General features: G+C 58.9%; 23 protein-coding genes. 7 read left to right on the forward strand and 16 right to left on the reverse strand.

From position 1 onward, the window contains the following. Nucleotides 1–149: 149 nt before the first annotated feature. Nucleotides 150–824, reverse strand: coding sequence for a DNA-3-methyladenine glycosylase I (locus tag KGB18_RS27250; RefSeq protein ID WP_223570797.1), 675 nt, complete (start codon nt 822–824; stop codon nt 150–152). 182 nt (nt 825–1,006) lie between these two features. Beyond that, the gene (gene ttcA / locus KGB18_RS27255; protein WP_223570798.1) at nt 1,007–1,831 is read right to left on the reverse strand and encodes a tRNA 2-thiocytidine(32) synthetase TtcA; all 825 of its coding nucleotides are present in this window, start codon (nt 1,829–1,831) and stop codon (nt 1,007–1,009) included. A gap of 398 nt (nt 1,832–2,229) precedes the next feature. Here ttcA and KGB18_RS27260 point away from each other — a divergent pair, with 398 nt between their 5' ends. Both KGB18_RS27260 and KGB18_RS27265 read left to right on the forward strand, forming a co-directional pair. After that, the gene (locus KGB18_RS27260; RefSeq protein WP_030131100.1) at nt 2,230–2,832 is read left to right on the forward strand and encodes a Yip1 family protein; all 603 of its coding nucleotides are present in this window, start codon (nt 2,230–2,232) and stop codon (nt 2,830–2,832) included. 158 nt (nt 2,833–2,990) lie between these two features. Continuing rightward, nucleotides 2,991–3,485 (forward strand): SprT family zinc-dependent metalloprotease, encoded by a 495-nt coding sequence (locus KGB18_RS27265; protein ID WP_038979462.1) that lies wholly within the window; start codon nt 2,991–2,993, stop codon nt 3,483–3,485. 136 nt (nt 3,486–3,621) lie between these two features. Here KGB18_RS27265 and KGB18_RS27270 read toward each other — a convergent pair whose 3' ends face one another. Beyond that, complete coding sequence (locus tag KGB18_RS27270) at nt 3,622–4,803, reverse strand: CaiB/BaiF CoA transferase family protein (protein ID WP_201059646.1); 1,182 nt, start codon at nt 4,801–4,803, stop codon at nt 3,622–3,624. A 145-nt stretch (nt 4,804–4,948) separates the two neighbouring features. Next, nucleotides 4,949–6,283 (reverse strand): dicarboxylate/amino acid:cation symporter, encoded by a 1,335-nt coding sequence (locus KGB18_RS27275; protein ID WP_123720618.1) that lies wholly within the window; start codon nt 6,281–6,283, stop codon nt 4,949–4,951. 340 nt (nt 6,284–6,623) lie between these two features. On the opposite strand from KGB18_RS27275, the gene KGB18_RS27280 reads away from it, so the two are divergent. After that, nucleotides 6,624–7,637 (forward strand): AraC family transcriptional regulator, encoded by a 1,014-nt coding sequence (locus KGB18_RS27280; protein ID WP_223570799.1) that lies wholly within the window; start codon nt 6,624–6,626, stop codon nt 7,635–7,637. Between the two features lie 148 nt (nt 7,638–7,785). Here the strand turns inward: KGB18_RS27280 and KGB18_RS27285 are convergent, their stop codons facing one another. The 3 genes from KGB18_RS27285 to KGB18_RS27295 form a co-directional block, all read right to left on the reverse strand. After that, entirely contained in the window at nt 7,786–9,132 is a 1,347-nt protein-coding gene (locus KGB18_RS27285; protein ID WP_223570800.1) for an ATP-binding protein, read from the reverse strand. Next, the gene (locus KGB18_RS27290; RefSeq protein WP_123720615.1) at nt 9,129–9,806 is read right to left on the reverse strand and encodes a response regulator transcription factor; all 678 of its coding nucleotides are present in this window, start codon (nt 9,804–9,806) and stop codon (nt 9,129–9,131) included. Before KGB18_RS27290 ends, KGB18_RS27285 begins: the two co-directional genes overlap by 4 nt. A gap of 286 nt (nt 9,807–10,092) precedes the next feature. Then, on the reverse strand, nt 10,093–10,695 hold the full coding sequence (locus KGB18_RS27295) for a hypothetical protein (RefSeq protein WP_123720614.1): 603 nt from the start codon (nt 10,693–10,695) through the stop codon (nt 10,093–10,095). A gap of 147 nt (nt 10,696–10,842) precedes the next feature. Between KGB18_RS27295 and KGB18_RS27300 the strand changes: the two genes are divergently transcribed. Beyond that, the gene (locus KGB18_RS27300) at nt 10,843–11,634 is read left to right on the forward strand and encodes a dienelactone hydrolase family protein (RefSeq protein WP_123720613.1); all 792 of its coding nucleotides are present in this window, start codon (nt 10,843–10,845) and stop codon (nt 11,632–11,634) included. A gap of 197 nt (nt 11,635–11,831) precedes the next feature. Further along, entirely contained in the window at nt 11,832–12,557 is a 726-nt protein-coding gene (locus tag KGB18_RS27305) for a 4'-phosphopantetheinyl transferase (protein ID WP_223570801.1), read from the forward strand. Between the two features lie 587 nt (nt 12,558–13,144). On the opposite strand, the gene KGB18_RS27310 is transcribed toward KGB18_RS27305, so the two are convergent. Both KGB18_RS27310 and KGB18_RS27315 read right to left on the reverse strand, forming a co-directional pair. Then, the gene (locus KGB18_RS27310; protein WP_123720611.1) at nt 13,145–14,755 is read right to left on the reverse strand and encodes an ATP-binding protein; all 1,611 of its coding nucleotides are present in this window, start codon (nt 14,753–14,755) and stop codon (nt 13,145–13,147) included. After that, nucleotides 14,752–15,474 (reverse strand): response regulator, encoded by a 723-nt coding sequence (locus KGB18_RS27315; RefSeq protein WP_123720610.1) that lies wholly within the window; start codon nt 15,472–15,474, stop codon nt 14,752–14,754. Before KGB18_RS27315 ends, KGB18_RS27310 begins: the two co-directional genes overlap by 4 nt. 736 nt (nt 15,475–16,210) lie before the next feature. On the opposite strand from KGB18_RS27315, the gene KGB18_RS27320 reads away from it, so the two are divergent. Continuing rightward, on the forward strand, nt 16,211–19,105 hold the full coding sequence (locus KGB18_RS27320) for a ribonucleoside-diphosphate reductase subunit alpha (protein WP_123720609.1): 2,895 nt from the start codon (nt 16,211–16,213) through the stop codon (nt 19,103–19,105). 261 nt (nt 19,106–19,366) lie between these two features. Here KGB18_RS27320 and flgE read toward each other — a convergent pair whose 3' ends face one another. The 7 genes from flgE to KGB18_RS27355 form a co-directional block, all read right to left on the reverse strand. Further along, entirely contained in the window at nt 19,367–20,680 is a 1,314-nt protein-coding gene (flgE, locus tag KGB18_RS27325; RefSeq protein ID WP_123720608.1) for a flagellar hook protein FlgE, read from the reverse strand. Nucleotides 20,681–20,711: 31 nt separating this feature from the next. Beyond that, nucleotides 20,712–21,401 (reverse strand): flagellar hook assembly protein FlgD, encoded by a 690-nt coding sequence (flgD, locus tag KGB18_RS27330; RefSeq protein ID WP_123720607.1) that lies wholly within the window; start codon nt 21,399–21,401, stop codon nt 20,712–20,714. Between the two features lie 15 nt (nt 21,402–21,416). Beyond that, entirely contained in the window at nt 21,417–21,860 is a 444-nt protein-coding gene (gene flgC, locus KGB18_RS27335; RefSeq protein WP_007899122.1) for a flagellar basal body rod protein FlgC, read from the reverse strand. A gap of 3 nt (nt 21,861–21,863) precedes the next feature. Continuing rightward, nucleotides 21,864–22,271, reverse strand: coding sequence for a flagellar basal body rod protein FlgB (flgB, locus tag KGB18_RS27340; protein WP_007899124.1), 408 nt, complete (start codon nt 22,269–22,271; stop codon nt 21,864–21,866). Between the two features lie 62 nt (nt 22,272–22,333). Beyond that, nucleotides 22,334–22,522 carry a hypothetical protein gene (locus KGB18_RS27345; protein ID WP_201059656.1) on the reverse strand — a complete coding sequence of 63 codons (189 nt, stop codon included), beginning with the start codon at nt 22,520–22,522 and terminating at the stop codon, nt 22,334–22,336. A gap of 116 nt (nt 22,523–22,638) precedes the next feature. Further along, nucleotides 22,639–23,466 carry a protein-glutamate O-methyltransferase CheR gene (cheR, locus tag KGB18_RS27350; protein ID WP_052966597.1) on the reverse strand — a complete coding sequence of 276 codons (828 nt, stop codon included), beginning with the start codon at nt 23,464–23,466 and terminating at the stop codon, nt 22,639–22,641. Between the two features lie 46 nt (nt 23,467–23,512). Next, nucleotides 23,513–24,445, reverse strand: a complete 933-nt coding sequence (locus tag KGB18_RS27355; protein WP_123720606.1) for a chemotaxis protein CheV — start codon at nt 24,443–24,445, stop codon at nt 23,513–23,515. 81 nt (nt 24,446–24,526) lie between these two features. On the opposite strand from KGB18_RS27355, the gene flgA reads away from it, so the two are divergent. Beyond that, the gene (gene flgA / locus KGB18_RS27360) at nt 24,527–25,288 is read left to right on the forward strand and encodes a flagellar basal body P-ring formation chaperone FlgA (RefSeq protein ID WP_223570802.1); all 762 of its coding nucleotides are present in this window, start codon (nt 24,527–24,529) and stop codon (nt 25,286–25,288) included. The last annotated feature ends 46 nt before the right edge of the window (nt 25,289–25,334 follow it).

Consider the following 25,334-nt stretch of genomic DNA (forward strand, 5'->3'; position numbering starts at 1 on the left):
AACCAGAGCGGAGAGGTGAATGGCAGCATGGGCTCCCACACGTGCTTTAAGCACTCCGGGCATTCAGCTTGCCACTCACCGCTCTCACCCTCAGTCTAATTCCTGCCCAAGACACAAGCGGGCTTGCCCGCGATGGGCTCAACTCGGTCTCAATGATTCACTGTGTAAGCCAGCATCATCGAAATCTGGCTCATCGGCCGTCCACCGCTCTCTTCGTGCCACTGGTTGAACGCATTCTGCACCGTGGCCATGTCCCGCAGGCTGGTCGGCACCTTGTCGACGATCTTCTGCGCACTCAGCGCCGCCACCACGTCGTAGCTCGGCACGAAGGTGTCCTTGCCGACCATCCGCAAGAATCGCGGTGCCGATAACCCGCCCAACTGATGCCCGTGTTTTTTCAGGTAAGTCCACAAACCGACGATATCGGTCACCGGCCATTCGGCGATCAACGCGCCAAAACTGCCTTTCTCATGGGCCACGTCCAGTATGAACTGCGCATTGCGCGGAACGCTCTTGAGCTTGCCCAGGTGGCGGATGATCCGCGCTTCCTGCATCAAGCGCTCCAGATGCTCGGCGCTCATCAGCACGACTTTTTCCGGGTCGAACTTGAAGAACACCTCTTCGAACGCCGGCCACTTGGCGTCCACCAGGCTGTGCTTGAGCCCGGCGCGGAACACCCGCAACGCCATGGTCGAGAGGTAGCGGTCGTCGCTGATCTTGCGCAATTGCGCCGGGGTCTTGGGAACGGGCAGATGGGCTTCCAGTTCAGCCGCCGAACCGAAGCGGTTCAAGCAGTACTCGTTCAGCCACTTGTAGTCGCGCATGCCCTCTCCTGAGGATTGAAGCGAAAAACCAACTGTGGGAGCGACCCGTAGCGAGGGGGCTTGCCCCCGTTTGAGTGCGTAGCACTCACAAAATCTTTGGTACATCAGCGATTTTGGGGCCGCTTCGCAGCCCAACGGGGGCAAGCCCCCTCACCACAAGGCTCGCTCCCACACAATTTGTGTCAGAGATTGACCACGTTGACGAAGCGCGAAGCCGCCGTTTCATCGATCTTGAGATTGGTGAAGTCAAACAGGTTGCGGTCCGCCAGTTGCGACGGAATCACGTTCTGCAAACTGCGGAAAATGCTTTCGGTACGGCCTGGGGTCTTGCGTTCCCACTCCTGCAGCATCTCTTTAACCACTTGGCGTTGCAGGTTTTCCTGGGAGCCACAGAGGTTGCACGGGATGATCGGGAATTGCTTGAAGTCCGAGTAAGCCTGAATGTCTTTTTCGTTGCAGTAGGCCAGCGGGCGGATCACTACGTTGCGACCGTCGTCGGCACGCAGCTTCGGCGGCATGGCCTTGAGCGAACCGTTAAAGAACATGTTCAGAAAGAACGTCTCGACGATGTCGTCGCGGTGATGACCGAGGGCCATTTTGGTCGCGCCGATTTCATCGGCAAAGGTGTAGAGCGTGCCGCGACGCAGGCGCGAGCACAGCGAGCAGGTGGTCTTGCCTTCCGGGATCAGCTCCTTGACCACCGAATAGGTGTCTTTCTCGACGATGTGGTACTCGATGCCCAGTTCTTTGAGGTAAGCCGGCAGCACGTGCTCGGGAAAGCCTGGCTGCTTCTGGTCCATGTTCACGGCCACGATCTCGAACTTGATCGGGGCGACCTTCTGCAAATGCATCAGCACGTCGAGCATGGTGTAGCTGTCCTTGCCACCGGACAGGCAGACCATGAGCTTGTCGCCGTCTTCAATCATGTTGAAATCGGCGACAGCCTCACCGGCCTGGCGGCGAAGGCGCTTTTGCAGTTTGTTCTGGTTAACCGTGAGAGTGCCCATGACGCGAAATCCGTGAGGTGTGACGAAAGGCCGGCATTTTACGCAAAAACATTGCACTTGTGGCGAGGGGGCTTGTCGGAACGCCGCATCGCCCCGTTCGGCTGCGAAGCAGTCGTAAAACAAACACTGCGCTACCTCTTGGAGAATATAGTCGACTGATTTGGGGCCCAACGGGGGCAAGCCCCCTCGCCACAGGTTGCATTCGGGACAGACCCGGCGGCGATTAACAAGATTGTTTACAGCGCGATTTGCTCTAAGCCCCTCGCACTATTACCGGTAACTCCTTTCTATACTGCGGCATAAGGTCGCACACGTATTCAGACCTGTACTTACCTGGCCACTTTGGCCCGTAAGCGCTCCGCTGGGGGGCGATGGCAACAACAAGAGGAGTGACTGGCATGATCCATCACGTAGTGGGGCTCTTCACCCACCCTGACCAGGAATGGAAAGAAATCCGTGGCGACCAGGAGGAAAGCATCAGCCACATGTACCTCACGCACACCCTGATTCTGGCGGCGATCCCCGCCGTATCGGCGTTTATCGGCACCACGCAGGTCGGCTGGGTCATTGGTAACCGGGCGCCGGTAATGCTGACCATGGAAAGCGCGCTGTGGATGACCATCATGTCGTACCTGGCGATGCTCGGCGGTGTCGCGGTGATGGGGGCTTTCATCCACTGGATGGCCCGCACCTATGACGCCAACCCGAGCCTGGCACGCTGTGTCGCGTTCGCCACATACACCGCGACTCCACTGTTCATCGGTGGTCTGGCGGCGCTGTACCCGCACATGTGGTTGGGAATGATCGTCGGCACCGCAGCCATCTGCTACACGGTGTACCTGCTGTATGTGGGCTTGCCAACGTTCATGAACATTCCGTCGGACGAGGGATTCCTGTTTTCAAGCTCGGTGCTCGCCGTGGGACTGGTGGTGCTGGTGGCGATCATGGCGTTCACGGTGATTGTCTGGGGACTCGGCGTGGGGCCGGTCTATACCAATTAGCAACACACCAACCAAAAACAAGATCTGCCAACACAGGCCGCCGCAAGGCGGCCTTCTACTCTCTAAGAAAGAGCAGGAGCAACGACCATTCGGCGCCTCGGCGATTCGCAAGTCCCGAGGGTTGCGGCATACTCGACGTCTCTGGAGATCCATCAAGCATGCCCGAGCAACTCAATACCCGCGTCGAAGACTGTTTCCAACAAGCCGAATCCTTTTTCAAACGACCTTTCAAACGCCCCGTGGTGAGCCTCAAGCTGCGCGGGCAAAAAGCCGGTGTCGCGCATTTGCACGAGAACCTGCTGCGCTTCAATCCGCAGCTGTACCGGGAAAACACCGAAGACTTCCTCAAGCAGACCGTGGCGCATGAAGTCGCGCACCTGATCGCCCATCAATTGTTCGGCGACCGCATTCAGCCTCACGGCGAAGAGTGGCAACTGATCATGCGCGGTGTTTACGAACTGCCGCCCAACCGCTGCCACACCTACGACGTCAAACGCCGCAGCATGACCCGCTACATCTACAAATGCCCGTGCGCCGACAGCGACTTCCCGTTTTCGGCCCAGCGTCATGGTTTGGTGAGACAGGGGCGGCGGTATTTGTGCCGGCGGTGCAGAAATACATTGGTGTTTAGTGGGGAGATGCGGGTCGAATAAGTCAGATTTGTGGTGGTTCGGCCGGCCTCATCGCGGGCAAGCCCGCTCCCACAGTGGTCGGATTCGTTCACAAATTTTGTAATCAAAACTGATCCCTGTGGGAGCGGGCTTGCCCGCGATGGGGCCGGGACCGACGCTACAAAATCACCTTGATGCGCCGCAATTCCTCGATCCGCTCAACACTAAACCCCAACTCCTCCAACACCTGATCCGTATGCTCACCCAGCCCCGCCCCGATATGCCGCGGCTCAGGCAACCCGTCCGAAAACTTCAACGGGCAAGCCATCTGCGCCTGAGTCGAACCATCGCCCCTCGGCACCTCAACCACCAATTCCCGCGCCTTCAACTGCGGATGCCGCACCGCTTCACCCAGGCTCAACACCGGCTCGACACACGCGTCGAGTTCGGCAAACAGCGCGCACAACTCGTCAAAATCGTATTTTTCGAATTCAACTTTCAACGCCTCCTTGAGTACCTGTTGCCGGGCGGGTATGGATGACAAGCCCTGGAGCGCCAGTTCCTCCACCCCCAGCGCCGTACACAGCTGCTTCATGAACACCGGCTCCAGACTACCCACCGACAACCAGCGTCCATCACGCGAACGGTAGTAATCGTAGAAGCTGCCACCATTGAGCATCTGCTCTTCCCTGCCCGGCTCCACGCCACAGGCCAGGTACCCGGCACCGGCCATGGCATTCAGGCTGAAGGCGCAGTCGGTCATGCTCACATCCAGATGCTGCCCTTGCCCGGTCTGCTGCCGCGCGATCACCGCTGCCAGCAGGCCGATCACCCCGTGCAGCGAGCCACCGGCGACATCCGCCACCTGCATGCCCAACGGCACCGGCCCGCTGTCGGCACGACCGGTGTAGCTCGAAAGCCCCGCCAGCGCCAGGTAGTTGATATCGTGCCCGGCGCGATCCTTGTAGGGGCCGGTCTGGCCATAGCCGGTGATCGACACATAAATCAGCTTCGGGTTGATCGCCTTCAAGTCTTCATACCCCAAACCGAGCCGGTCCATCACGCCGGGACGAAACTGCTCCAGCACGATGTCGTGGTCCTGCAGCAATTGCTTGATCACCTCCAGCGCCTCGGGCTGCTTGAGGTCCAGCGCCAGGCTGCGCTTGTTGCGATTGAGGTACGCGTGGCTGGCCGAGACGCCTTGATCGTGCGGCGGCAATACTCGCAGGAGGTCCATGCGGGTCGGCGATTCGATGCGCAGCACCTCGGCGCCCATGTCTGCCAGCAGCAACGAGGCGAACGGCCCCGGCAGCAGTGTCGAGAAATCCAGAACCTTGAGTGATGCCAGTGGACCGAGCATAAGTGTTCTCCAGTACGATCCCCCAAGCCTAGGCAGCCGAGGACATTGCAGCAATCACCTTATGTGTCAGTGGCGGTGACCGTTGCGCTCAAATCGCAGGCATGAAAAAACCCGCCGAAGCGGGTTTTTCATGCAGCCAGAGTACTTACTTGACGCTGGCCGGGGTTGGGCCTTCAGCCACACCCAGGTCATCTTCCTCGCGAGTATCGGAGATACCGCGACCGCCGGAAGCCAGCTCGACTTGCAGCTTGTCTTCGTCCAGCTCTTTCACCCACTTGGCAACCACGATGGTGGCTACGGCGTTACCAACAAGGTTGGTCAGCGCACGGGCTTCGGACATGAAGCGGTCGATACCGAGGATCAGCGCCAGGCCGGCCACCGGCAGAGTACCCACGGCCGACAGGGTGGCTGCCAGCACGATGAAACCACTACCGGTCACACCCGCCGCACCTTTGGAGGACAACAGCAGCACCAGCAGCAAGGTGATCTGGTGAGTGAGGTCCATCGGCGTATCAGTCGCCTGAGCGATGAATACAGCCGCCATGGTCAGGTAGATCGAAGTACCGTCGAGGTTGAACGAGTAGCCAGTCGGGATCACCAGACCCACAACCGATTTCTGCGCACCCAGGCGTTCCATCTTGATCAGCATGCGTGGCAGCGCGGATTCCGAAGAGGAAGTGCCCAGCACGATCAGCAGTTCTTCACGGATGTAGCGAATCAGTTTGATGACGCTGAAACCGTGTGCGCGGCAGATCGCGCCCAGTACCAGGACCACGAACAGGATGCAGGTGATGTAGAAGCAAATCATCAGCTGACCGAGTTGCACCAGCGAACCGACACCGTAGGCACCGATGGTGAAGGCCATCGCACCGAACGCGCCGACTGGAGCGAGCTTCATAATCATGTTGATGATGTTGAACATCACGTGGGCAAAGCGATCAATGAAGTCCAGCACCGGTTTGCCGTAGGCACCCAGGCGATGCAGGGCGAAACCGAAGATCACCGAGAACATCAGCACTTGCAGGATGTCGCCGTTGGCGAAGGCGCCGACGATGGTGTTAGGGATCACGTTGAGGACAAAAGCAATGATGCTCTGGTCTTTACCGGCCGAGATGAAGCCAGCGATTTTGCTGGTGTCCAGGGTCGACACGTCGATGTGCATGCCGGCGCCCGGTTGCACGACGTTGACCACGACCAGACCGATCAGCAAGGCAATGGTGGAGACGATTTCGAAGTACAACAGCGCATAGCCGCCGGTCTTGCCGACCGATTTCATGTTCTGCATGCCGGCGATACCGCTGACAACGGTACAGAAGATGATCGGTGCGATGACCATTTTGATCAGTTTGATGAACCCGTCACCCAGCGGCTTGAGGGCTACACCGGTCTGCGGGTAGAAGTGACCGAGCAGGATGCCGATAGCGATGGCAACGATCACCTGGAAGTACAGGGATTTATACAGTGGCTGACGAGTCGTCATTGCAAAGTTCCTCAAGAGTGCCTCAGTAACAACATCCGTCTGTTGTCCCTGACACCTCATTTGCGAACCCTCCTGCACTGGAGGGATTTGTTTTGTCGAGCTGCGCGCTGGCAGACCTCTGTGGCTTGTATCGCAAGCCCCGTGCCACCTTCGAAAAAAACCCTGCCAGCCTTGTGACATCAAGGGTTACAGGTTTTTTTTGGTCACTAACCCGCTACAACGATGTGGCGGATTTCCGCCCACCAGCCAAACCTCGTCCTGCAATTTGGCGGATATCCGCCTTGTTCATTCTCGACGGGCACCGCTACCATCCATTGCTCAGTGGACGGACCTGCCCTCTATGCGCGAACGCACCATCGCCAGCCATTTCGCCCGCGCCGCCCTCGGTGGCGCGCGTCGGCGTGGCTACGACTATTCAAGTCTGTTGCAGCAACTGGGGATCAGCCCCGAGTTGCTCGAGGAGCCGCGCGCCCGAATCGCGCCCGAGCAGTTCGCCCGATTGATCCAGGAGTTGTGGTTGGCCCTGGACGACGAATACCTGGGTTTCGGGCAAGCGCCGAGCAAACCCGGCAGCTTCGCGATGATGTGCCACGCGGTGATCCACTGCCGCACGCTGGAGAAAGCGCTCAATCGCGGTTTATTGTTTTACAGCCTGTTCCCCGGGGCGCCGCGTCTGACGCTGAGCCGCGAAGGCGACATGGTTCGCCTGAGCCTCGACGATTCGCCGCTGTGGGACCCGGACCATTTCCTCAGCGAAAGCCTGTTGGTGATCTGGCATCGGTTCGGCAGTTGGCTGATCGGCCAGCGCATTCGTCTGGAGCAGGCCACGTTCAGCTACCCGAGGCCTGAACACGGGGCCGAATACGACTTGCTGTTTTCTTGCCCGCTGAGCTTTTCCACCGTAAAGAGCACGACGGCGCAAAGCAGTCTGTTATTTCACAGTCGCTACCTGAACATGCCGCTGTTGCAGGACGAACGAACCCTCAAGCACTTTCTCGAGCGATCCCCCGCCGACCTGCTCTCGCGCCCCGACGAAGGCGACAGCCTGAGCAGCCAGTTGCGGCGCTTGCTCAGCCGCGACAGTGCGCGCTGGCCAGACCTGGAAGCGGTGGCCGCGCACCTGCATATCAGCCCGCAAACCTTGCGTCGGCATTTGCGCGAAGAAGGCACGAGTTTTCAGGAATTGAAGGATCAGTTGCGCCGGGACATTGCGATTTATCACCTGGGGCGTGCGGATCTGTCGTTGCAACAGATTGCCGAGCAGCTGGGGTTTTCCGAGCCGTCGGCGTTTCATCGGGCGTTCAAGAAATGGACGGGGTTGACGCCTGGTGCTTACCGCACGCAAGAGAACTGATTTTTGCGTTGAATTGGCTGGCCCCATCGCGGGCAAGCCCGCTCCCACAGGTATCTACTTTAACCAAAGGATTTGTGAACGACACCGATCACTGTGGGAGCGGGCTTGCCCGCGATGAGGCCCGAAAAAACACCATCAATCCAAGGGATCAAACCACCGGAAAATGAATCCGGAACGCCGCCCCGCCCATTGGCGAATCACCCAGTGTCAGCTTGGCGCTGTAGCTTTCGATGATGTCCTTGACCACCGCCAACCCGATCCCCTGCCCCGGATGCTGGCGATCCAGCCGCTCGCCACGCTGCAGAATCCTCGCACGCTGATCCGGTGGCACGCCCGGCCCGTCATCTTCGACGCAGAGTTCAATGCCACTGAGGGTTTCGCGCACGCTGATGCGCACTTCGCTCAGGCACAGGCGATAGGCATTTTCCAGCAGGTTGCCCATCATTTCCAGCAAGGCGCCTTGTTCGATCGGCACGTAGCACTGCTCCGGCAGATCGAAGGCGACCCGCACGCGTTTGTCACGATAGACCTTGTCCAGCGTATCGCAGAGGCTTTTCAGTACCGGGCGCAGGCGCACCTGATGGCGCACCAGACCGCTTTTGCGCAGGCTCGCGCGTTGCAGCTGATAGCCGATCTGCTGGCTCATGCGTTCGATCTGGGTTTGCAGCACCCAGGCCTGCTCGCGCTCTTGCGGCTTTTGCGCCATGTCTTCGCTGACCCCTTGCAACACCGTCAGCGGGGTTTTCAGGCTGTGAGCCAGGTCGTCGAGGGAATCGCGATAACGGCTGCGCTGTTCGCGTTCGCTGTGCAACAAGCGGTTGAGCGAGCCGGTCAGGCGCAGCAATTCACGCGGGTGTTGTTCGCTGAGGCTTTCCAGAGTGCCGCTTTCGATCTGGTCCAGCTCCTGGCTCAGCCGACGCAACGCCTGCAAGCCCCAGGTCAGGCCGATCCACAGCAAAGCGAGCAACACCAACAAGGCTGCGCCGAAGCCCAGATAAAGGTTTTCCCGCAGGCCTTCGAGGGTGATTTCGTATTCGCGCACCGGTTGCAGGGCGACGATGCTGAACGCCGCGCTTTGGCCGCCCAGCAGCTTGACCTCGACGTCATAGACGAAGAACTCTTCACCATTGGCTTCGCGGATTCTCGCGAACTCGTTGCCGCGCCCATCGTAACGCGGCTTGTAGTTGATCTTCTCTTCCTGGGTGGCTTTCGAGCGCCAGACCAGATGACCTTCGCGGTCATAGATGTAGCCGAGCAAACGGCTGTCGGTGAGGTTGAAACGCTCATCGGGTAGCTGCGTCGGCATCTGCAAGCGGTTGTTATCCACCCGCGCGGCGGAGATCAGCGTGGTGACGTCCGACGCCAGGCGCTGCTCGATGGAATCCTGCAACGCCAGGCTGAACGCGCCCTGCATCGCCGGCAGCAACGCCAGCATGAACAACACCGCAAGGATCGTGGCGGCGAGCATCAATCGGACACGAAGGGAACGAATCAAGTGCAGCGCTCGTTAAACAGGTAGCCGAGGCCACGCACGGTATCGATCGGCTTGAAGCCGGATGGGCCTTCGAGTTTGCGGCGCAAGCGGCCGACCAATACCTCGATCACATTCGGATCACGCTCGTCGTCATCCGGGTAGAGCTGCTCCATCAAGCGGTCCTTGGCCACCACTTGCTGGTGATGGCGCATCAGGTACTCGAGGATCCGGTATTCGTAGGCGGTCAACGCCAGCGGTTGTTCATCGAGGGATGCCTGTTTGCGGTTGAGGTCCAGCAACAAGGGACCGGCGACGATGGTCGACTGGGTGAAACCGCTGGAGCGGCGCAGCAAGGCATTCAGGCGGGCGTCCAGCTCTTCGAACTGGAACGGCTTGACCACGTAGTCGTCGGCACCGGCGGCGAGGCCTTCGACCTTGTCCTGCCAGTTGCCGCGCGCGGTGAGGATCAGGATCGGAAAGGTCTTGCCCTGGGAACGCAACTGACGAATCAGGTCGAGCCCACCCATGCCCGGCAGACCGAGGTCGATCACCGCCAGGTCATGGTTGAACTGCCCGGCCTGGTACAGCGCCTCCTCGGCATTGGCCACGGACTCGACCACGTGGCCGCTATCCGTCAGGCGGGTTTGCAGGTGATGGCGCAACAGCGCTTCATCTTCGACGACCAGCAATTTCATAACGCTCTCCTGGGCAAATCAACATCTCCAAAGGCGCAACACATACAAAGGCATGCGCACCTCGATGGCTAACATGGCGACGCCGAATCAACCGCTTGGGTTGATCCGGCGTGTGCACTGATGCCAGTCAGTTCAGCCGCGGAACCTGTGGGAGCGGGCTTGCCCGCGATAGCGATCGGTCTGACACATCAATGGTGGATGTGCTGCCGTCATCGCGGGCAAGCCCGCTCCCACAGGGATTGCGTTTAACAGACGGACCTCGGCGCATACCCTTGCGAAACGCTTCTTAGAAAGCGTAGTTGGCGGACAGGTAGGTCTGGGCGCTGCTGGTCAAGTCCAGCGAACCCTGTTTACTGCCGCCGCGCTCGCTCACCTCGGTGCTGGCGTTGCTGCGCAGGTAACGGTAACCCAGCTCGACCGAGGTGTTTTGCGAAACTTGCTGCAATACACCGACCTGGCCGCCAATGGCGTAACCGATGTCGCTGTCGCGGCTGAAGCCTGGCGAATCCTGGGTCAGTTTGGTCAAGCCGGCGGTGGCACCGCCGAACAATTTGGTGCTGCCACCCACCGGGTAAAACAAATCGTAGCTGCCCAGCAGGTTTTCCTGACGCAGTTTAATGCCATTGTGCGAGCCCGACACATTGTCATAAGTGGCGTAGTAGCGGCCCTTGCTGTCTTGCTGGCCCAGACGCACGCCCCAGGTGTTGTCCTTGCCGATCACACCGTCGGCGTTCGGGTGGTTGAGGTTGTCGTTCAGGGCGCTGGATTTTTTAACCTTGTCGCTGGTCTGGCCAAAGGTCAGGCCGGCGAAATTGGTGGTATCGGCGTGGGCCGCAATACTGGCGCCCATCATGGTGAAAGCCAGAAACAGTTTTTTAAAAGTAGTCATTGGGGAGTTTCCTCATGCGCTATGTGCTTTTTGGGTACGGGGCAAGGTTACTGACCCCTCCCTGTACTGCCCCTGAACGCACTCTGAACCTGAGCTGAATCACATCGACTACGCTGTTCTGACAACTCTTAATAAGGAGGTTTGATCATGCGTATGTTCCTCGCCCTCGTATTACTGGCTCTGAGTGGGGTCAGCCAGGCTGCCATCCAGACCCAGGAAATCCCCTATCAAAGTGCCGACGGTACGAAGCTGATCGGCTATTACGCCTACGACGACGCCATCAAAGGCCCGCGCCCGGGCGTGGTGGTGGTGCATGAGTGGTGGGGCCTCAACGACTACGCCAAGCGCCGCGCCCGTGATCTGGCTGGTCTGGGCTACAGCGCGCTGGCGATCGACATGTTTGGCGACGGCAAGAACACCGAACACGCCAAGGACGCCATGGCCTTCATGCAAGCAGCATTGAAGGACAGCGCAGCGGCCAGCGCGCGGTTTCAGGCCGGGCTCGATTTGCTGAAGAAACAGCCGCAGACCGATCCGGACAAACTGGCGGCCATTGGTTATTGCTTCGGCGGCAAGGTGGTGCTGGATGCGGCGCGTCAAGGCGTGCCGCTGGCAGGCGTGGTGAGTTTCCATGGTGCGCTGGTGACCAATACCCCGGCGACGCCTGGCAGTGTGAAGGCGAAAGTCCTGGTGGAGCATGGCGCGCTGGACAGCATGGTCACTGCGGAAAACGTGATGGCATTTAAAGCGGAAATGGACAAGGCCAAAGCCGACTACAAGTTCGTCACCCTCGAAGGCGCCAAGCATGGGTTCAGCAATCCCGAGGCGGATCGTCTGAGCCATGGCGACCACGGCGGGCCGGACATTGGTTACAGCAAGACCGCGGATGAAAAGTCTTGGGCGGACATGCAGGCGTTTTTCAAGAAGATATTTAGCTGATCACGTAGACCACTGTGGCGAGGGGGCTTGCCCCCGTTGGGTTGCGAAGCAGCCCCGAAATCTGCAATCGCGTTTCGACAGATAAACCGCGTTCGCCGATTCACGACTGCTTCGCAGCCGAACGGGGGCAAGCCCCCTCGCCACAAAAGCCCTGCTGCCACTACCCAGCCATCGCGCTAGACGGCAAAATGCCCGTCATGAATCCCGTCCCCGCCCTACCCGTCTGCTGCACCCCACTCGACGCCCATTGGCCGCTGCCGTTTGTGCTGCCCGATACGGTCTTGTTGGGTACCCACTTCGATACCAGGCAACTGGCCAGCGATGATTTCCAGCGCAGCGCCATCGAGCCGCCTGCGAGCATCCAGCGGTCAGTGGCCAAGCGCCAAGCCGAGTTTCTCGCCGGGCGAGTCTGCGCTCGGGCGGCGTTGCAACAACTGGAAGGGCTGAGTTTCATTCCCGCCATCGGCGAAGACCGCGCACCGGTGTGGCCGGCGCATATCACCGGCTCGATCACCCACAGCACCGGCCGTGCCGCGGCGATTGTCGCGAACAAGGCGCACTGGCGCGGTCTGGGGATGGACCTGGAAAACCTGCTCGATGCGGAGCGCGCCGAACGCCTGGCCGGGGAAATTCTCACCGGGCCTGAAATGCAGCGCATGGCTGCCGGGGCTGGAGATCAATTGGCACTGTGGGTGACGCTTACGTTTTCGGTGAAGGAAAGCCTGTTCAAGGCGCTCTACCCGATCGTACAGAAGCGCTTCTATTTCGAACACGCCGAAGTGCTGGAGTGGAGCGCGGGGGGCGAAGTGCGGTTGCGGTTGCTGACTGACCTGTCCAGTGAATGGCGTAGCGGCACTGAGCTGGATGCGCAGTTTGCAGTGATTGATGGGCAGTTGTTGAGTCTGGTCAGTATCAGAGCCTGAAAATTTTCAGCGTTTGGAATGGCCTCATCGCGGGCAAGCCCGCTCCCACAGGTTCAGTGGTGTCCACAGATCTCGTGTACGACACGAACACTGTGGGAGTATCAAGGCTTGAAGGCTTTCAGTGTTTGGGATGGCCTCATCGCGGGCAAGCCCGCTCCCACAGGTTCAGTGGTGTCCACAGATCTCGTGTACGACACGAACACTGTGGGAGTATCAAGGCTTGAAGGCTTTCAGTGTTTGGGATGGCCTCATCGCGGGCAAGCCCGCTCCCACAGGTTCAGTGGTGTCCACAGATCTCGTGTACGACACGAACACTGTGGGAGTATCAAGGCTTGAAGGCTTTCAGTGTTTGGGATGGCCTCATCGCGGGCAAGCCCGCTCCCACAGGTTCAGTGGTGTCCACAGATCTCGTGTACGACACGAACACTGTGGGAGTATCAAGGCTTGAAGGCTTTCAGTGTTTGGGATGGCCTCATCGCGGGCAAGCCCGCTCCCACAGGTTCAGTGGTGTCCACAGATCTCGTGTACGACACGGACCCTGTGGGAGCGGGCTTGCCCGCGATAGGGCCCAAAGGACACCAACAATCTCAACGCCGCTCCTGATTCCTCGGCCAGCTCAAACTGAAACAGGCCCCACCCAGGCTTTTGCTCTTGCCGATCAACGCTCGCCCGTCATGCCAATGGATGATCCGTCGCACAATCGATAACCCCAACCCATGCCCGCCCGAGGCGCGGGTGCGGCTGTCATCGAGGCGCAGGAACGGGGTGAAGATTTTCTCCCACGCGGTTTCCGGCACGCCCGGCCCGTCATCCTCGACATCCACCCGACAGCGCTGCTGCCCCACCTGATAACTGACGGTCACCCGTGAATGGGCGTGACGCATGGCGTTGCTCACCAGGTTCTGCAACGCCCGGTGCAAGTAGCGCGGCTCGGCCTCGACCCAGGCGTCGTCGCAATCGGCGGCTGACAGGCACAAGCCGCGCTGCACCGTGACCTCGGCCCGCAGTGGCGCCAGTTCTTCGATCACCTGATTGACCAACGCATCCAGATCGATTCGCTGAAAGTTCAGCGCCGGCGAACCTTGCTCCAGCCGCGCATAGGTGAGCATCTCGTCGACCAGCCGATCGAGGTCCTCGATGTCGTGGTCCATCCCTTCGCGGTATTTTTCCAGCGCCTCAGGCGTGGTAGCCGAGCCGATCATCTCCAGGCCAAAACGCAAACGCGCGACCGGCGTGCGCAGTTCATGGGACACGGCACGCACCAGTTCTCGCTGAATCGCCAACAATTGCTGCAAGTGCTCGGCCATGCCGTTGAACGCCGAGGCCAGACGCCCCACAGAGTCTGCGCCGCGTGCCGGTACGCGGGTTTCCAGGCTGCCCTTGGCGATGCGCGTGGCGGCGGCTTCCAGCCCGCGCAAACGGCGCTCCAGCTGGCGCACCAACAGATAGACAATCAAACCGATCAGGCTCAAGCCTAGGGCCGCGATCAGCACCAGCCACTCGGGCGGGTAAGGATTCATCTGATACAGCGGTCCGATTTCCAGCACCCACGGTGTACCGACCATGCCGGCAAACACCCGGATCGAATCGCCACCCTTGCCCAGCGCCATCACCGTGTCGCCTTCGGATATGCGGCGACTCTGGTCTTCGTCCATGTCGGCCTGATCGATCGTGACCAGCTGCAGATCAAAGCCGAAACCCTTCTCTTCCTTTAACTGCGCCAGACGCTTGGGCTGCTCGGCCACCGGGTAGCGCACCAGTTCATCGGCCAGCAGATAAATGGTCGCTCGCGCCAGTTGCTCGCTGATCTGCTGGACTTCCCCGGTGAGCACCAGTTGTTCCTTGTCGCTGACCAAGCGGTAAACCTTTGCCGCGTGCGGGCCGGTCTGCTCCACCAAGGCCTGGCCGCGCAGCACGCGGGTGCGCTGGGTCAGGTCGAGATCGGTCTGGGGAAATGTCTTCAGCGCCAACGGAATGCCGAGCAAGCGCTCCCACACCAGCAAGGCCCGATGGCGCTCGGTTTCGTTCATTGGTTGCAGGTTATCGGCCATCAGCGAGAACGTGCCGTGGGCCAGGCGCTCGCGGTATTGCTCGCTGCGCACTTGGTTAAGCAGGTGCAAGGCCAGCACGCCGAGCACAGCCACCAGAATCAGCGCCGCGCACATGCCGCCATAAATGCGCAGGAAGATCGAGTTCACAGCGACAAGTCTGCGCAGGCTTCGGGAACGAACAGATAGCCTTTGCTGCGGATGGTTTTGATCAGTCGCGGATGCTCCGGGTCATCGCCGATCTTCGGGCGGATGCGTGAAATGCGCACGTCGATGGAACGGTCCTGGCCGTCATAACCGATACCGCGCAGCGCGGTGAATATTTCTTCGCGGGACAGAATACGCCCGGCGTTGGCCACCAGCAGCCAGAGCAAATCGAACTCGGCACTGGTCAACTCGATGCCTTTGTCATGCAGCCAAGCCTCGCGCAACGCGTTGTCGACCACCAACGGGCCGAACTGCAGACGCCGTTGTTTTTCCGGAGCGGTTTCAGGGGGTTCACTGCGCCGCAACAGGGCCTGGATGCGCGCCAGCAGCAGGCGTGGGCGAACGGGCTTGCAGACGTAGTCATCCGCGCCGAGGTCGAGTCCGAGGATTTGATCGGTGTCATCGGTGCGCGCGGTGAGCATCAGGATCGGGCCGTCATACTTGTCGCGAACCTTGCGGCAAATGCTCAGGCCATCTTCGCCGGGGAGCATCAGGTCGAGGATTACCAGATCCGGTTTCTCCTTGATGATGCGTGCCGCCGCAAGGGTGCCGTTGCCCTCGATCGATACGCGCAGGCCATTGGCTTCGAGGTAGTCGCGGGTCAGTTCGGCCAGACGTTGGTCGTCCTCGACAATCAATACCTGCCAGACTTCTTGCTCCACGGTGACCTCTGCTTGCCAACATCACTTTAAAGGGACGGATCCGCCCGTCTTTTTGTAATGATTGGGGAGGATAAGAATGCATCTGCATTGGCCGATTGTATAAACGGCGCACGTCTGGAACACAAGCGGGTAAATGCGTTCGGACGCGACGGTTTTTTGTGATAGGGTTCGCGCCCTTAAAAATCCGAATGACTGTTTTCAATCGCTGAAAATCAGTGAAAAACAGTCCGCTCCAGCTAGCTCGCGGCCTACACGCTTGTTCCACCTTTCACACACAATTTACGCACAGGTTTATCCACAGGTAGTACGTTGCAACACCCTCCAAAACGCATTATCTTGTACCTAGGCGCTAAAAAAACCCTACATGTAGGGTTTTAGCTTAAAAGCCCAACCACATTTCAGACCAGAAACTCAAGCGCTTTATTGCCTGTTTATGGTTGAACCAAGCACGATTTTACAAGCCCAAACCGCCTGTGCGGATGGCACCGTTTTTTCAGGCCAGAACAGCCAGAACGGTACGGGTGTTGCAGTCAAAACTGGCACCCCAGAAAGGAATCCGGCTTCGAGCCCAGGCTCGCGGCCAAAGACTTCGGCAAGGAAGCGGCATCATTAGCCTTTTTCCTACTGTCCCGAAGTTGTTATGCCCGACGCCACGTCGGTTGTAGTGCTTCAGGACAGAACGGTGGGCACCGTGATGGTGCCCAAACAAACATAGAGAATGTGGAGACAACCCCCCATGCAAACCGACACAACTCGCGAGAACCCGCAGGGCACCTTGCCGCAGGCCGCCGATTCGAATTCGGATCTGTCCGCCACCGCGCCTGGCCAACTGCGCGTGATCAAGCGTAACGGGACTGTCGTTCCTTACACCGATGACAAAATCACCGTCGCCATCACCAAAGCGTTTCTTGCAGTTGAAGGCGGCACCGCTGCCGCTTCGTCGCGCATCCACGACACCGTTGCCCGCCTGACCGAACAGGTCACCGCTACCTTCAAGCGTCGCATGCCATCGGGCGGCACCATCCACATCGAAGAAATCCAGGACCAGGTCGAACTGGCCCTGATGCGTGCTGGCGAGCAGAAAGTTGCGCGCGACTACGTGATCTACCGCGACGCCCGCTCCAAGGAACGCGCAGTACGCACCCCTGCCGAAGACGCAGTACAGGCTCACCCATCGATCCGCATCACCCGCGCCGATGGCAGCCTTGCACCTCTGGACATGGGTCGTCTGAACACCATCGTCACTGAAGCGTGCGAAGGCCTGGAAGAAGTCGACGGCGACCTGATCCAGCGCGAAACCCTGAAGAACCTGTACGACGGCGTGGCCCTGACCGACGTTAACACCGCTCTGGTGATGACCGCCCGTACGCTGGTCGAGCGTGAGCCGAACTACTCGTTCGTGACCGCCCGCCTGCTGATGGACACCCTGCGTGCCGAAGGCCTGAACTTCCTGGGCGTCGCCGAGAGCGCGACTCACCACGAAATGGTCGACCTGTACGCCAAGGCGCTGCCTGCATACATCGCCAAAGGTATCGAATTCGAATTGCTGAACCCGGTTCTGGCGTCCTTCGACCTGGAAAAACTCGGCAAGGCGATCAACCACGAGCGCGATCAGCAGTTCACGTACCTGGGCCTGCAAACCCTGTACGACCGTTACTTCATCCACAAGGACGGTATCCGCTTCGAACTGCCGCAGATTTTCTTCATGCGCGTGGCCATGGGCCTGGCAATCGAAGAGAAGAACAAAGAAGACCGTGCGATCGAGTTCTACAACCTGTTGTCGTCCTTCGACTACATGTCCTCGACCCCGACCCTGTTCAACGCCGGTACCCTGCGTCCACAGCTGTCTAGCTGCTACCTGACCACCGTGCCGGATGACCTGTCGGGCATCTACCACGCGATCCACGACAACGCCATGTTGTCGAAATTCGCTGGCGGCCTGGGCAACGACTGGACGCCGGTTCGTGCGCTGGGTTCGTACATCAAGGGCACCAACGGCAAATCCCAGGGCGTTGTACCGTTCCTGAAAGTAGTGAACGACACCGCCGTCGCCGTTAACCAGGGTGGCAAGCGCAAAGGCGCCGTCTGTGCTTACCTGGAAACCTGGCACATGGACATCGAGGAGTTCATCGAACTCCGCAAGAACACTGGTGATGACCGTCGTCGTACCCACGACATGAACACCGCCAACTGGATCCCTGACCTGTTCATGAAGCGTGTCTTCGATGACGGCCCGTGGACCCTGTTCTCGCCATCCGAAGTTCCGGATCTGCACGACCTGACCGGCAAGGCTTTCGAAGAGCGTTACGAGTACTACGAAGCCCTGTCCCAGTACCCAGGCAAGATCAAGCTGTTCAAGACCATTCAGGCCAAAGACCTGTGGCGCAAAATGCTGTCCATGCTGTTTGAAACCGGCCACCCATGGCTGACCTTCAAAGACCCGTGCAATCTGCGCAGCCCGCAGCAGCACGTGGGTGTGGTTCACAGCTCGAACCTGTGCACCGAGATCACCTTGAACACCAACAAGGACGAGATCGCCGTTTGCAACCTGGGTTCGATCAACCTGCCGAACCACATCACCAACGGCAAGCTGGACACCGCCAAGCTGGAACGCACTGTGAACACCGCCGTTCGCATGCTCGATAACGTTATCGACATCAACTACTACTCGGTGCCACAAGCGAAGAACTCCAACTTCAAGCACCGTCCGGTCGGTCTGGGCATCATGGGCTTCCAGGATGCTTTGTACCTGCAGCACATCCCTTACGGTTCCGACGCTGCCGTCGAGTTCGCCGACAAGTCGATGGAAGCGGTCAGCTACTACGCGATCCAGGCTTCCTGCGATCTGGCCGACGAGCGCGGCGCTTACGAGACGTTCCAGGGTTCGCTGTGGTCCAAAGGCATCCTGCCGCTGGATTCGCAACAGATCCTGATCGAGCAGCGCGGCCAGAAGTACATCGACGTTGACCTGAACGAATCCCTGGACTGGGCACCGGTTCGTGCCCGTGTGCAGAAAGGCATTCGTAACTCCAACATCATGGCCATCGCACCGACCGCGACCATCGCCAACATCACTGGCGTATCGCAGTCGATCGAACCGACTTATCAGAACCTCTACGTGAAATCGAACCTGTCGGGCGAATTCACCGTGATCAACCCGTACCTGGTTCGCGACCTCAAGGCTCGCGGTCTGTGGGACTCGGTCATGATCAACGACCTGAAGTACTACGACGGTTCGGTACAGCAGATCGAGCGCATCCCGCAAGAACTCAAAGAGCTCTACGCAACTGCGTTCGAAGTGGACACCAAGTGGATCGTTGACGCGGCCAGCCGTCGTCAGAAGTGGATCGACCAGGCTCAATCGCTGAACCTGTACATCGCCGGCGCTTCGGGCAAGAAGCTGGACGTGACCTACCGCATGGCCTGGTACCGTGGTCTGAAAACCACTTACTACCTCCGTGCCCTGGCCGCGACCAGCACCGAGAAGTCGACCATCAACACCGGTAAGCTGAACGCTGTTTCCAGCGGCGGCAACCACGGTGACGACTCGGTCCTGGCAGCTCCTGCCGGCCCTGCTCCAGTGCCGAAGGCTTGCGCCATCGACGAGCCGGATTGCGAAGCTTGCCAATAAGCTGAGCTGGTGAGCGCTGAAAGGCGCTTACTCGAAACCCCCGATGAGCTTCTGGCTTGTCGGGGGTTTTCTTTTGCCTGCTTTAAGATCAAAAGATCGCAGCCTCGCTTCGCTCGACAGCTCCTACGTTGACAAGCGAACCCTGTAGGAGCTGTCGAGTGCAACGAGGCTGCGATCTTTTGATCTTGATCTTTATTTACCACCCACAAAAAAGCCCCTCTTGCGAGGGGCTCTTTGTGAAGCGCTATCCGCTAACCAACATCAGGTCATCTGAATGATGGTCTGCATGATGGTGCTCTGGGTGGAGATGGTCTTGGCGTTTGCCTGGTAGTTGCTCTGAGCCTTGATCAACTCGACCAATTCATTGGTCAGGTTGACGTTGGACTCTTCCAGGGAGTTGGACACGACCGAACCCAGAGTGCCGGTTGTCGGCGCATCGACACCCGCCACGCCTGAGGCAAAGGTTTCTTTCCAGCGGGTACCACCGATCGGCTGCAAGCCTTGCTCGTTGGCGAAGCTGGCGACTGCAACCTGGCCGATGGCCTTGGTTTGCTGGTTGCTGAAGTTGGCGGTCATGACGCCGGTGGCGTCGATGCTCAGGCTGGAGATCTGGCCAGTGGCGTAGCCGTCCTGATATTGGGCGGTACGGGCGGTTGGCGAGTTGTAAGAGGTGGTCAGCGCCATGTTGAACGCGATACCGCCAGTGGCAGCGACGGAACCGTTCGGCCCCCAGGTCACAGGAATCGTTGCGGCGTTGGTAATGGTGCCTGGCACCCAACCGGTCATGGTCAACGTGTTGCCGGTCTGGGTCCAGCCAGCACCCGCCGTCAGCGTATTGATGCTGCCGTCAGAGTTGAAGGTGATGTCGGCGGTGATCGGTGCTGGTGGCGTGGTAGCGGGGTTGGCCGGGGAACGACCATCCATATAGGTATAAACGCGCCAGGCGTTGGTCCCCGTTTTCACGTAGTACTGATCCATGGTGTGCTCGTTACCCTGGCTATCGTAGACCTTGGTGGAAATGGTCTTGTTATAGCTATTGGTATCGGTGGCACTGAACGTCGCCACAGTCGGCAGTGTTTCCGCCGAGTTCAGGTTCAACGTCTGATCGACTTTGGTGGTCGGATTCGGCTTGAGGGCCGTGGTATCGATCTTCAAGTCAGTCAACACACCGTTGATGATCTTGCCGTTGGCATCGACGCCATAACCCTGCAGACGGTTGCCGTTGTTATCGACCACATAGTTTTCAGCGTCGGTCTTGAACGCACCGGCACGGGTATAGCTCAGGGAACCGTTGTCACTGAGGATGAAGAAGCCGGTACCCTGGATGCCCATGTCCAGCACGTTGCCGGTGTTGTTCACGTCGCCCTGGCTGAACTGCTGGGAAACGTTGGCCAGACGCACGCCGTTACCGATGGTCTTGCTGCCGGTACCCAGGCGAGTGGCCGAGTACACGTCTTCGAATTCTGCACGGGACGATTTGAAACCGGTGGTGGCGACGTTGGCGATGTTGTTGCCGGTCACGTCCAGTTGTTTGTTGGCTGCATAGAGACCGCTAAGGCCGATACTGAAAGACATATTCCACTCCTTTGTGCCGTGTTAGTCGGCTCTATATACCAATGGTTTGTACTTTGGACAGGGCAACGCTGCCCATGCCTGCCAGGTTCAACATCAACTCACCGCCGGTCTGGCTGATGGTCACGCTGTTGACCGTTGCAGGCAGGTAAGTAATCAGTGAGGTGTTCGTGCCGTCGATGGTGGTCGTTGCGCCGAAGGTGTAGGTGCCCGCCGGTGCCACCACGCCCGCATCGTCCTTACCGTCCCAAATGAAACTGGTGTTGCCGGCGCTTTGACTGCCCAGCTCGAGGGTGCGGATGGTCTTGCCTTCCGAGTTGGTGACCTTGACGGTGGCGGCGGAAACCGATGTCGGTACCACGACGGTACCGTTGAGGCTCTTGGAGGTGTCGACCACGGCTTTGTCGGTCTGCGCGATGACCGAACGGCCCACCAGCGAAGAAGCTTGCAAGGCTTGCGACGAGCTGTAGCTGCTGGCAAGGCCACTGACCGTATCATTCAGCGTGGTGATACCTTCCAGGCTACTGAACTGCGCCAGCTGTGCCACGAACTCGCTGTTGTCCTGAGGATCGAGCGGGTTCTGGTTTTTCAGCTGAGTCACCAACAGTTGCAGGAACGCGTCCTTGCCCAGCGCCTGCCCGCCGGTAGCGGCCGTGGTCAGGCTGTCTTTGGTGGTAGTGGTCTGGACCGAAGAGTTGGCCAGAACATCGCTGATAACGCTCATATGAATCGCCCCTTATCACTGACCGAGGGTCAGGACCTTCTGCATCATGGTTTTGGCGGTGTTCATCATTTCGGCGTTGGTCTGGAACGAACGGCTCGCGGAAATCATGTCGGCCATTTCTTCGACGACGTTGACGTTCGGGTAGTAGACGTAGCCCTTGCCATCGGCAGCCGGATGGTTCGGCTCGTAGCGCGCTTCAAGGTTGCTCTGGTCTTCGACCACGCCCAGCACTTGCACGCCTTGACCGGCTGCGTCCTGGTTCTGGAACAGCGAATCGCTGCCGCCGCTCTGGCCGCCCTGGAACATGGTGGCGAATACCGGGTGACGGGCACGGTAGGTCTGGTCGATGCTCGACGAGACGGTCTCGGCGTTGGCGATGTTCGAGGCCACGGTGTTCAAGCGAGTGGTTTGTGCACTCATGCCGCTACCGGCAATGTTGAAAACACTGGATAGAGACATGGATTACTCTCCGCGCAGGGCTGACACCAGCCCTTTGAATTTACTGTTGAGCAGGGTGAAGCTGGCCTGGAAGTTGACCGCGTTTTCCGCGTAGTTCGACTGTTCCAGTTGGGCGTCCACGGTGTTCTGGTCGATCGACGGTTGCATCGGCGTGCGATACATCAGCGACTCGTCACCATTGCCCAGGCCTTCAGCTTCGATATGACGGCTGTTGGTCATGTTCAAGGCGAACTTGCCGTTTTTGGTTTTCTCGTTCTGCTCGGCGAGCACTTTCGAGAAGTCCAGATCCCGAGCCTTGTAGTTCGGGGTGTCGGCGTTGGCGATGTTGTTGGCCAGGACTTCGGCACGCTGAGCGCGGAAGCCCAGGGCTTGTTCGTGGATACCGAGCGCTTTATCGAAGCTGATGCTCATGTCGGGAAACCTTCGGGTGACCTGATTTTTCGTACGATGGACATAGCAAGCGGCGTGCCAATTCAAAAAAGCCCGTAAACCGGGGCTTTGCGCGCGATGGCAAGGCGGCAATGCCAGAAAAGCGGCAACCGATTTCCGCCGCCTGCCGCTTTTCTGCCGCTTATCACGATCGAAAGAACACCATCTCCCCCTGTGGGAGCGGGCTTGCCCGCGATGGCGGAGTGACAGGCAATGAAGATGTCGACTGACATGACGCTATCGCGGGCAAGCCCGCTCCCACAGGAGGTGTGGTGATTTTTAGAGATAATTACAGGCACAAAAAAACGGGAGCCCCCTGAGGACTCCCGTTTTTTATGCCGTCAACGAATCACTTCGCCTTGTAAATGATCCCCGGGCTGCACTGGACCATCTGGTAATGATCCGGCAAACCGTTCAGCGCTTCGGACGCACCAAGGAACAGATAACCGCCCGGCTTCAGCGTGCTGTGGATGCGCAACAGGATGTCTTTCTTCACCTCGGCAGAGAAGTAGATCAGCACGTTGCGGCAGAACACGATGTCAAACTTGCCCAGGCTCGCGTAGCTGTCCAGCAGGTTGAACGAGCGAAACTCCACCCGGCTCTTGATTGGCGCCTTGATGGCCCAGCGTCCCGGCCCTTTCGGGTCGAAGTAACGCTGAAGGCGCTCGGGCGACAGACCGCGACCGATGGCCAGGCTGTCGTACTCGCCGGTCTTGCAGTTGGTTAGCATGGTGCCGGACAGGTCCGTGGCAACGATCTGCACGCCCATCTTCAATTGGCCCATGTTGACCCGCTCGAACTCATCGATGGACATCGACAGCGAATACGGTTCCTGACCCGACGAGCATGCCGCCGACCAGATCCGCAGGCGCTGGCCAGGGGCTGCCTTGATCGCTTCAGGCAACACCTTGTTCTTCAAGACTTCAAACGGATAGGTGTCACGAAACCACAAGGTTTCGTTGGTGGTCATGGCATCCACCACCATCTCGCGCAAACCGCTGCGCGGCTGAGTCTGGATGCGCTGAACCAGCTCACCCAGCGATTTGATGCCCTGCTGTTCCATCAGTTTGTTGAGACGGCTCGAGACCAGGTATTGCTTGTTTTCACCGAGCAAAATGCCACAGGCTTTTTCCAGGAATACCCGGAACTGTTCGAAATCCAAATTACCTGTAGACAAAGATGCCGCCTCTTAAATCGTGTTGACCGCCAGGGGCAGAAGGCCCCTAGCTGTTATCTGCTGCTTTGATCCGGTCGACTACCCGGGATGCCAGGTCATCAGGACGGAATTTGGCCAGGAAGTCATCGGCACCGACCTTCTTGACCATCGCCTGATTGAACACACCCGACAACGAAGTATGCAGGATGATATGCAGCTTTTGCATGCGCGGGTCGTTGCGGATCTCGGCCGTCAGGGTGTACCCGTCCATCTCCGGCATCTCGATGTCGGAAATCATCATCAGGAACTCTTCTTCCGGCTTCTTGCCTTCGTCGACCAGCTTGCGCAGGTAATCCAGCGCTTGCCGACCGTCGTTCAACGCCACCACCTCGACGCCGACCGTTTGCAGGCAACGGGTCACCTGCTTGCGTGCCACCGACGAGTCATCGACCGTCAGCACGCGCAAAGACAACGCCTTGTGCTGAGTCTCGACATCCACCACGCCCACCGAAATCGCTTCCGGCGTAGGCGCCACTTCTGCCAGCACCTTCTCGACGTCGATGATTTCGACTAACTGATTGTCGACTCGAGTCACAGCTGTCAGGTAGTGATCGCGCCCGGTGCCCTTGGGTGGCGGATGAATCTCCTCCCAGTTCATGTTGACGATGCGCTCCACCGACCGAACCAGGAAACCCTGGGTCTTGGTGTTGTACTCCGTGATGATCACGAAGGGATTGCTTTGATCTTTCAGCGCTCCGGAACCGGTCGCCATCGCCAGATCCAGAATCGGAATGGTCGCCCCCCGAATATTCGCCACACCGCACACGACAGGACTGGACTTGGGCATCAGGGTCAGCTTGGGGCATTGCAGCACCTCACGAACCTTGAACACGTTGATCCCATACAGCTGCTGGCCGTCAAGACGGAACAACAACAGCTCAAGGCGATTCTGCCCTACCAGTTGCGTGCGCTGGTTCACCGAATCCATTACACCAGCCATGCCCAGACTCCTACACCAACGCTAAGTGTGTTGCGACGCACATTCATGACTAAACGGCACGGCGCTTGCTTTTTAACTCTTATGAACACAGAACCGACATTTTTCCGACGCCTGACATCAACCTGTCGCAGATTGCTCTGCGCGGTGTCGGCCGCTTGCCTGTTCAACGCTGGCAGCCCTGCCCTTGCTGACGCGGTTACCTTGCCTGACATGCTTATCGGCGTCACTCAGGGCTTTCTTGAATTCACCGTAGAAGACTATCTGGCCACGAGTCAAACACAAGGACGCTACGAGATCGAGGTCAACCAACTCGATCCGCGCCTGCGCATGCCTATGTGCGACAAGGAATTGACAGCCACCCTCGAGAGCCCCGCGAGGCCTCTGGGTCGGGTCACGGTCAAGGTTCGCTGCGACGGCGCCTCCCCCTGGACAGTCTTCGTACCCGCTCAAGTACGGCTGTTTCGCGACATCGTGACCACCACTCGCCCCCTCAAGCGCACAGGGATTATCGAGCCTCAGGACGTAACCCTTCGCGAACGCGATATCAGCTTGATAAATCAGGGTTTTCTGACCTCCGTCGATGAGGCGATCGGACAAAAACTTACCCGACCAATGGTCGCCGATCAGGTCATTACCCTGGTGCACCTCGAACAGGCGGAAGTGATTCGCAAGGGCGATCAGGTGGTGATTACCGCCCGCAGTGGTACGCTCAGTGTACGTATGCCGGGTGAAGCGTTGTCCAACGGCGGCATGAGCGAACAGATTCGCGTGAAAAACCTTAACTCCCAGCGGGTCATCAAGGCGCAAGTCACCGCGCCCGGCCAGGTGGAAGTTTCTATGTGAGCGGCCATGCAGGGCTCTGTGTCGTGAAGATATGGCGCGCCACTCG

The organism is Pseudomonas sp. BF-R-26, from assembly GCF_019947395.1.
Classification (GTDB): Bacteria; Pseudomonadota; Gammaproteobacteria; order Pseudomonadales; family Pseudomonadaceae; genus Aquipseudomonas; species Aquipseudomonas farris.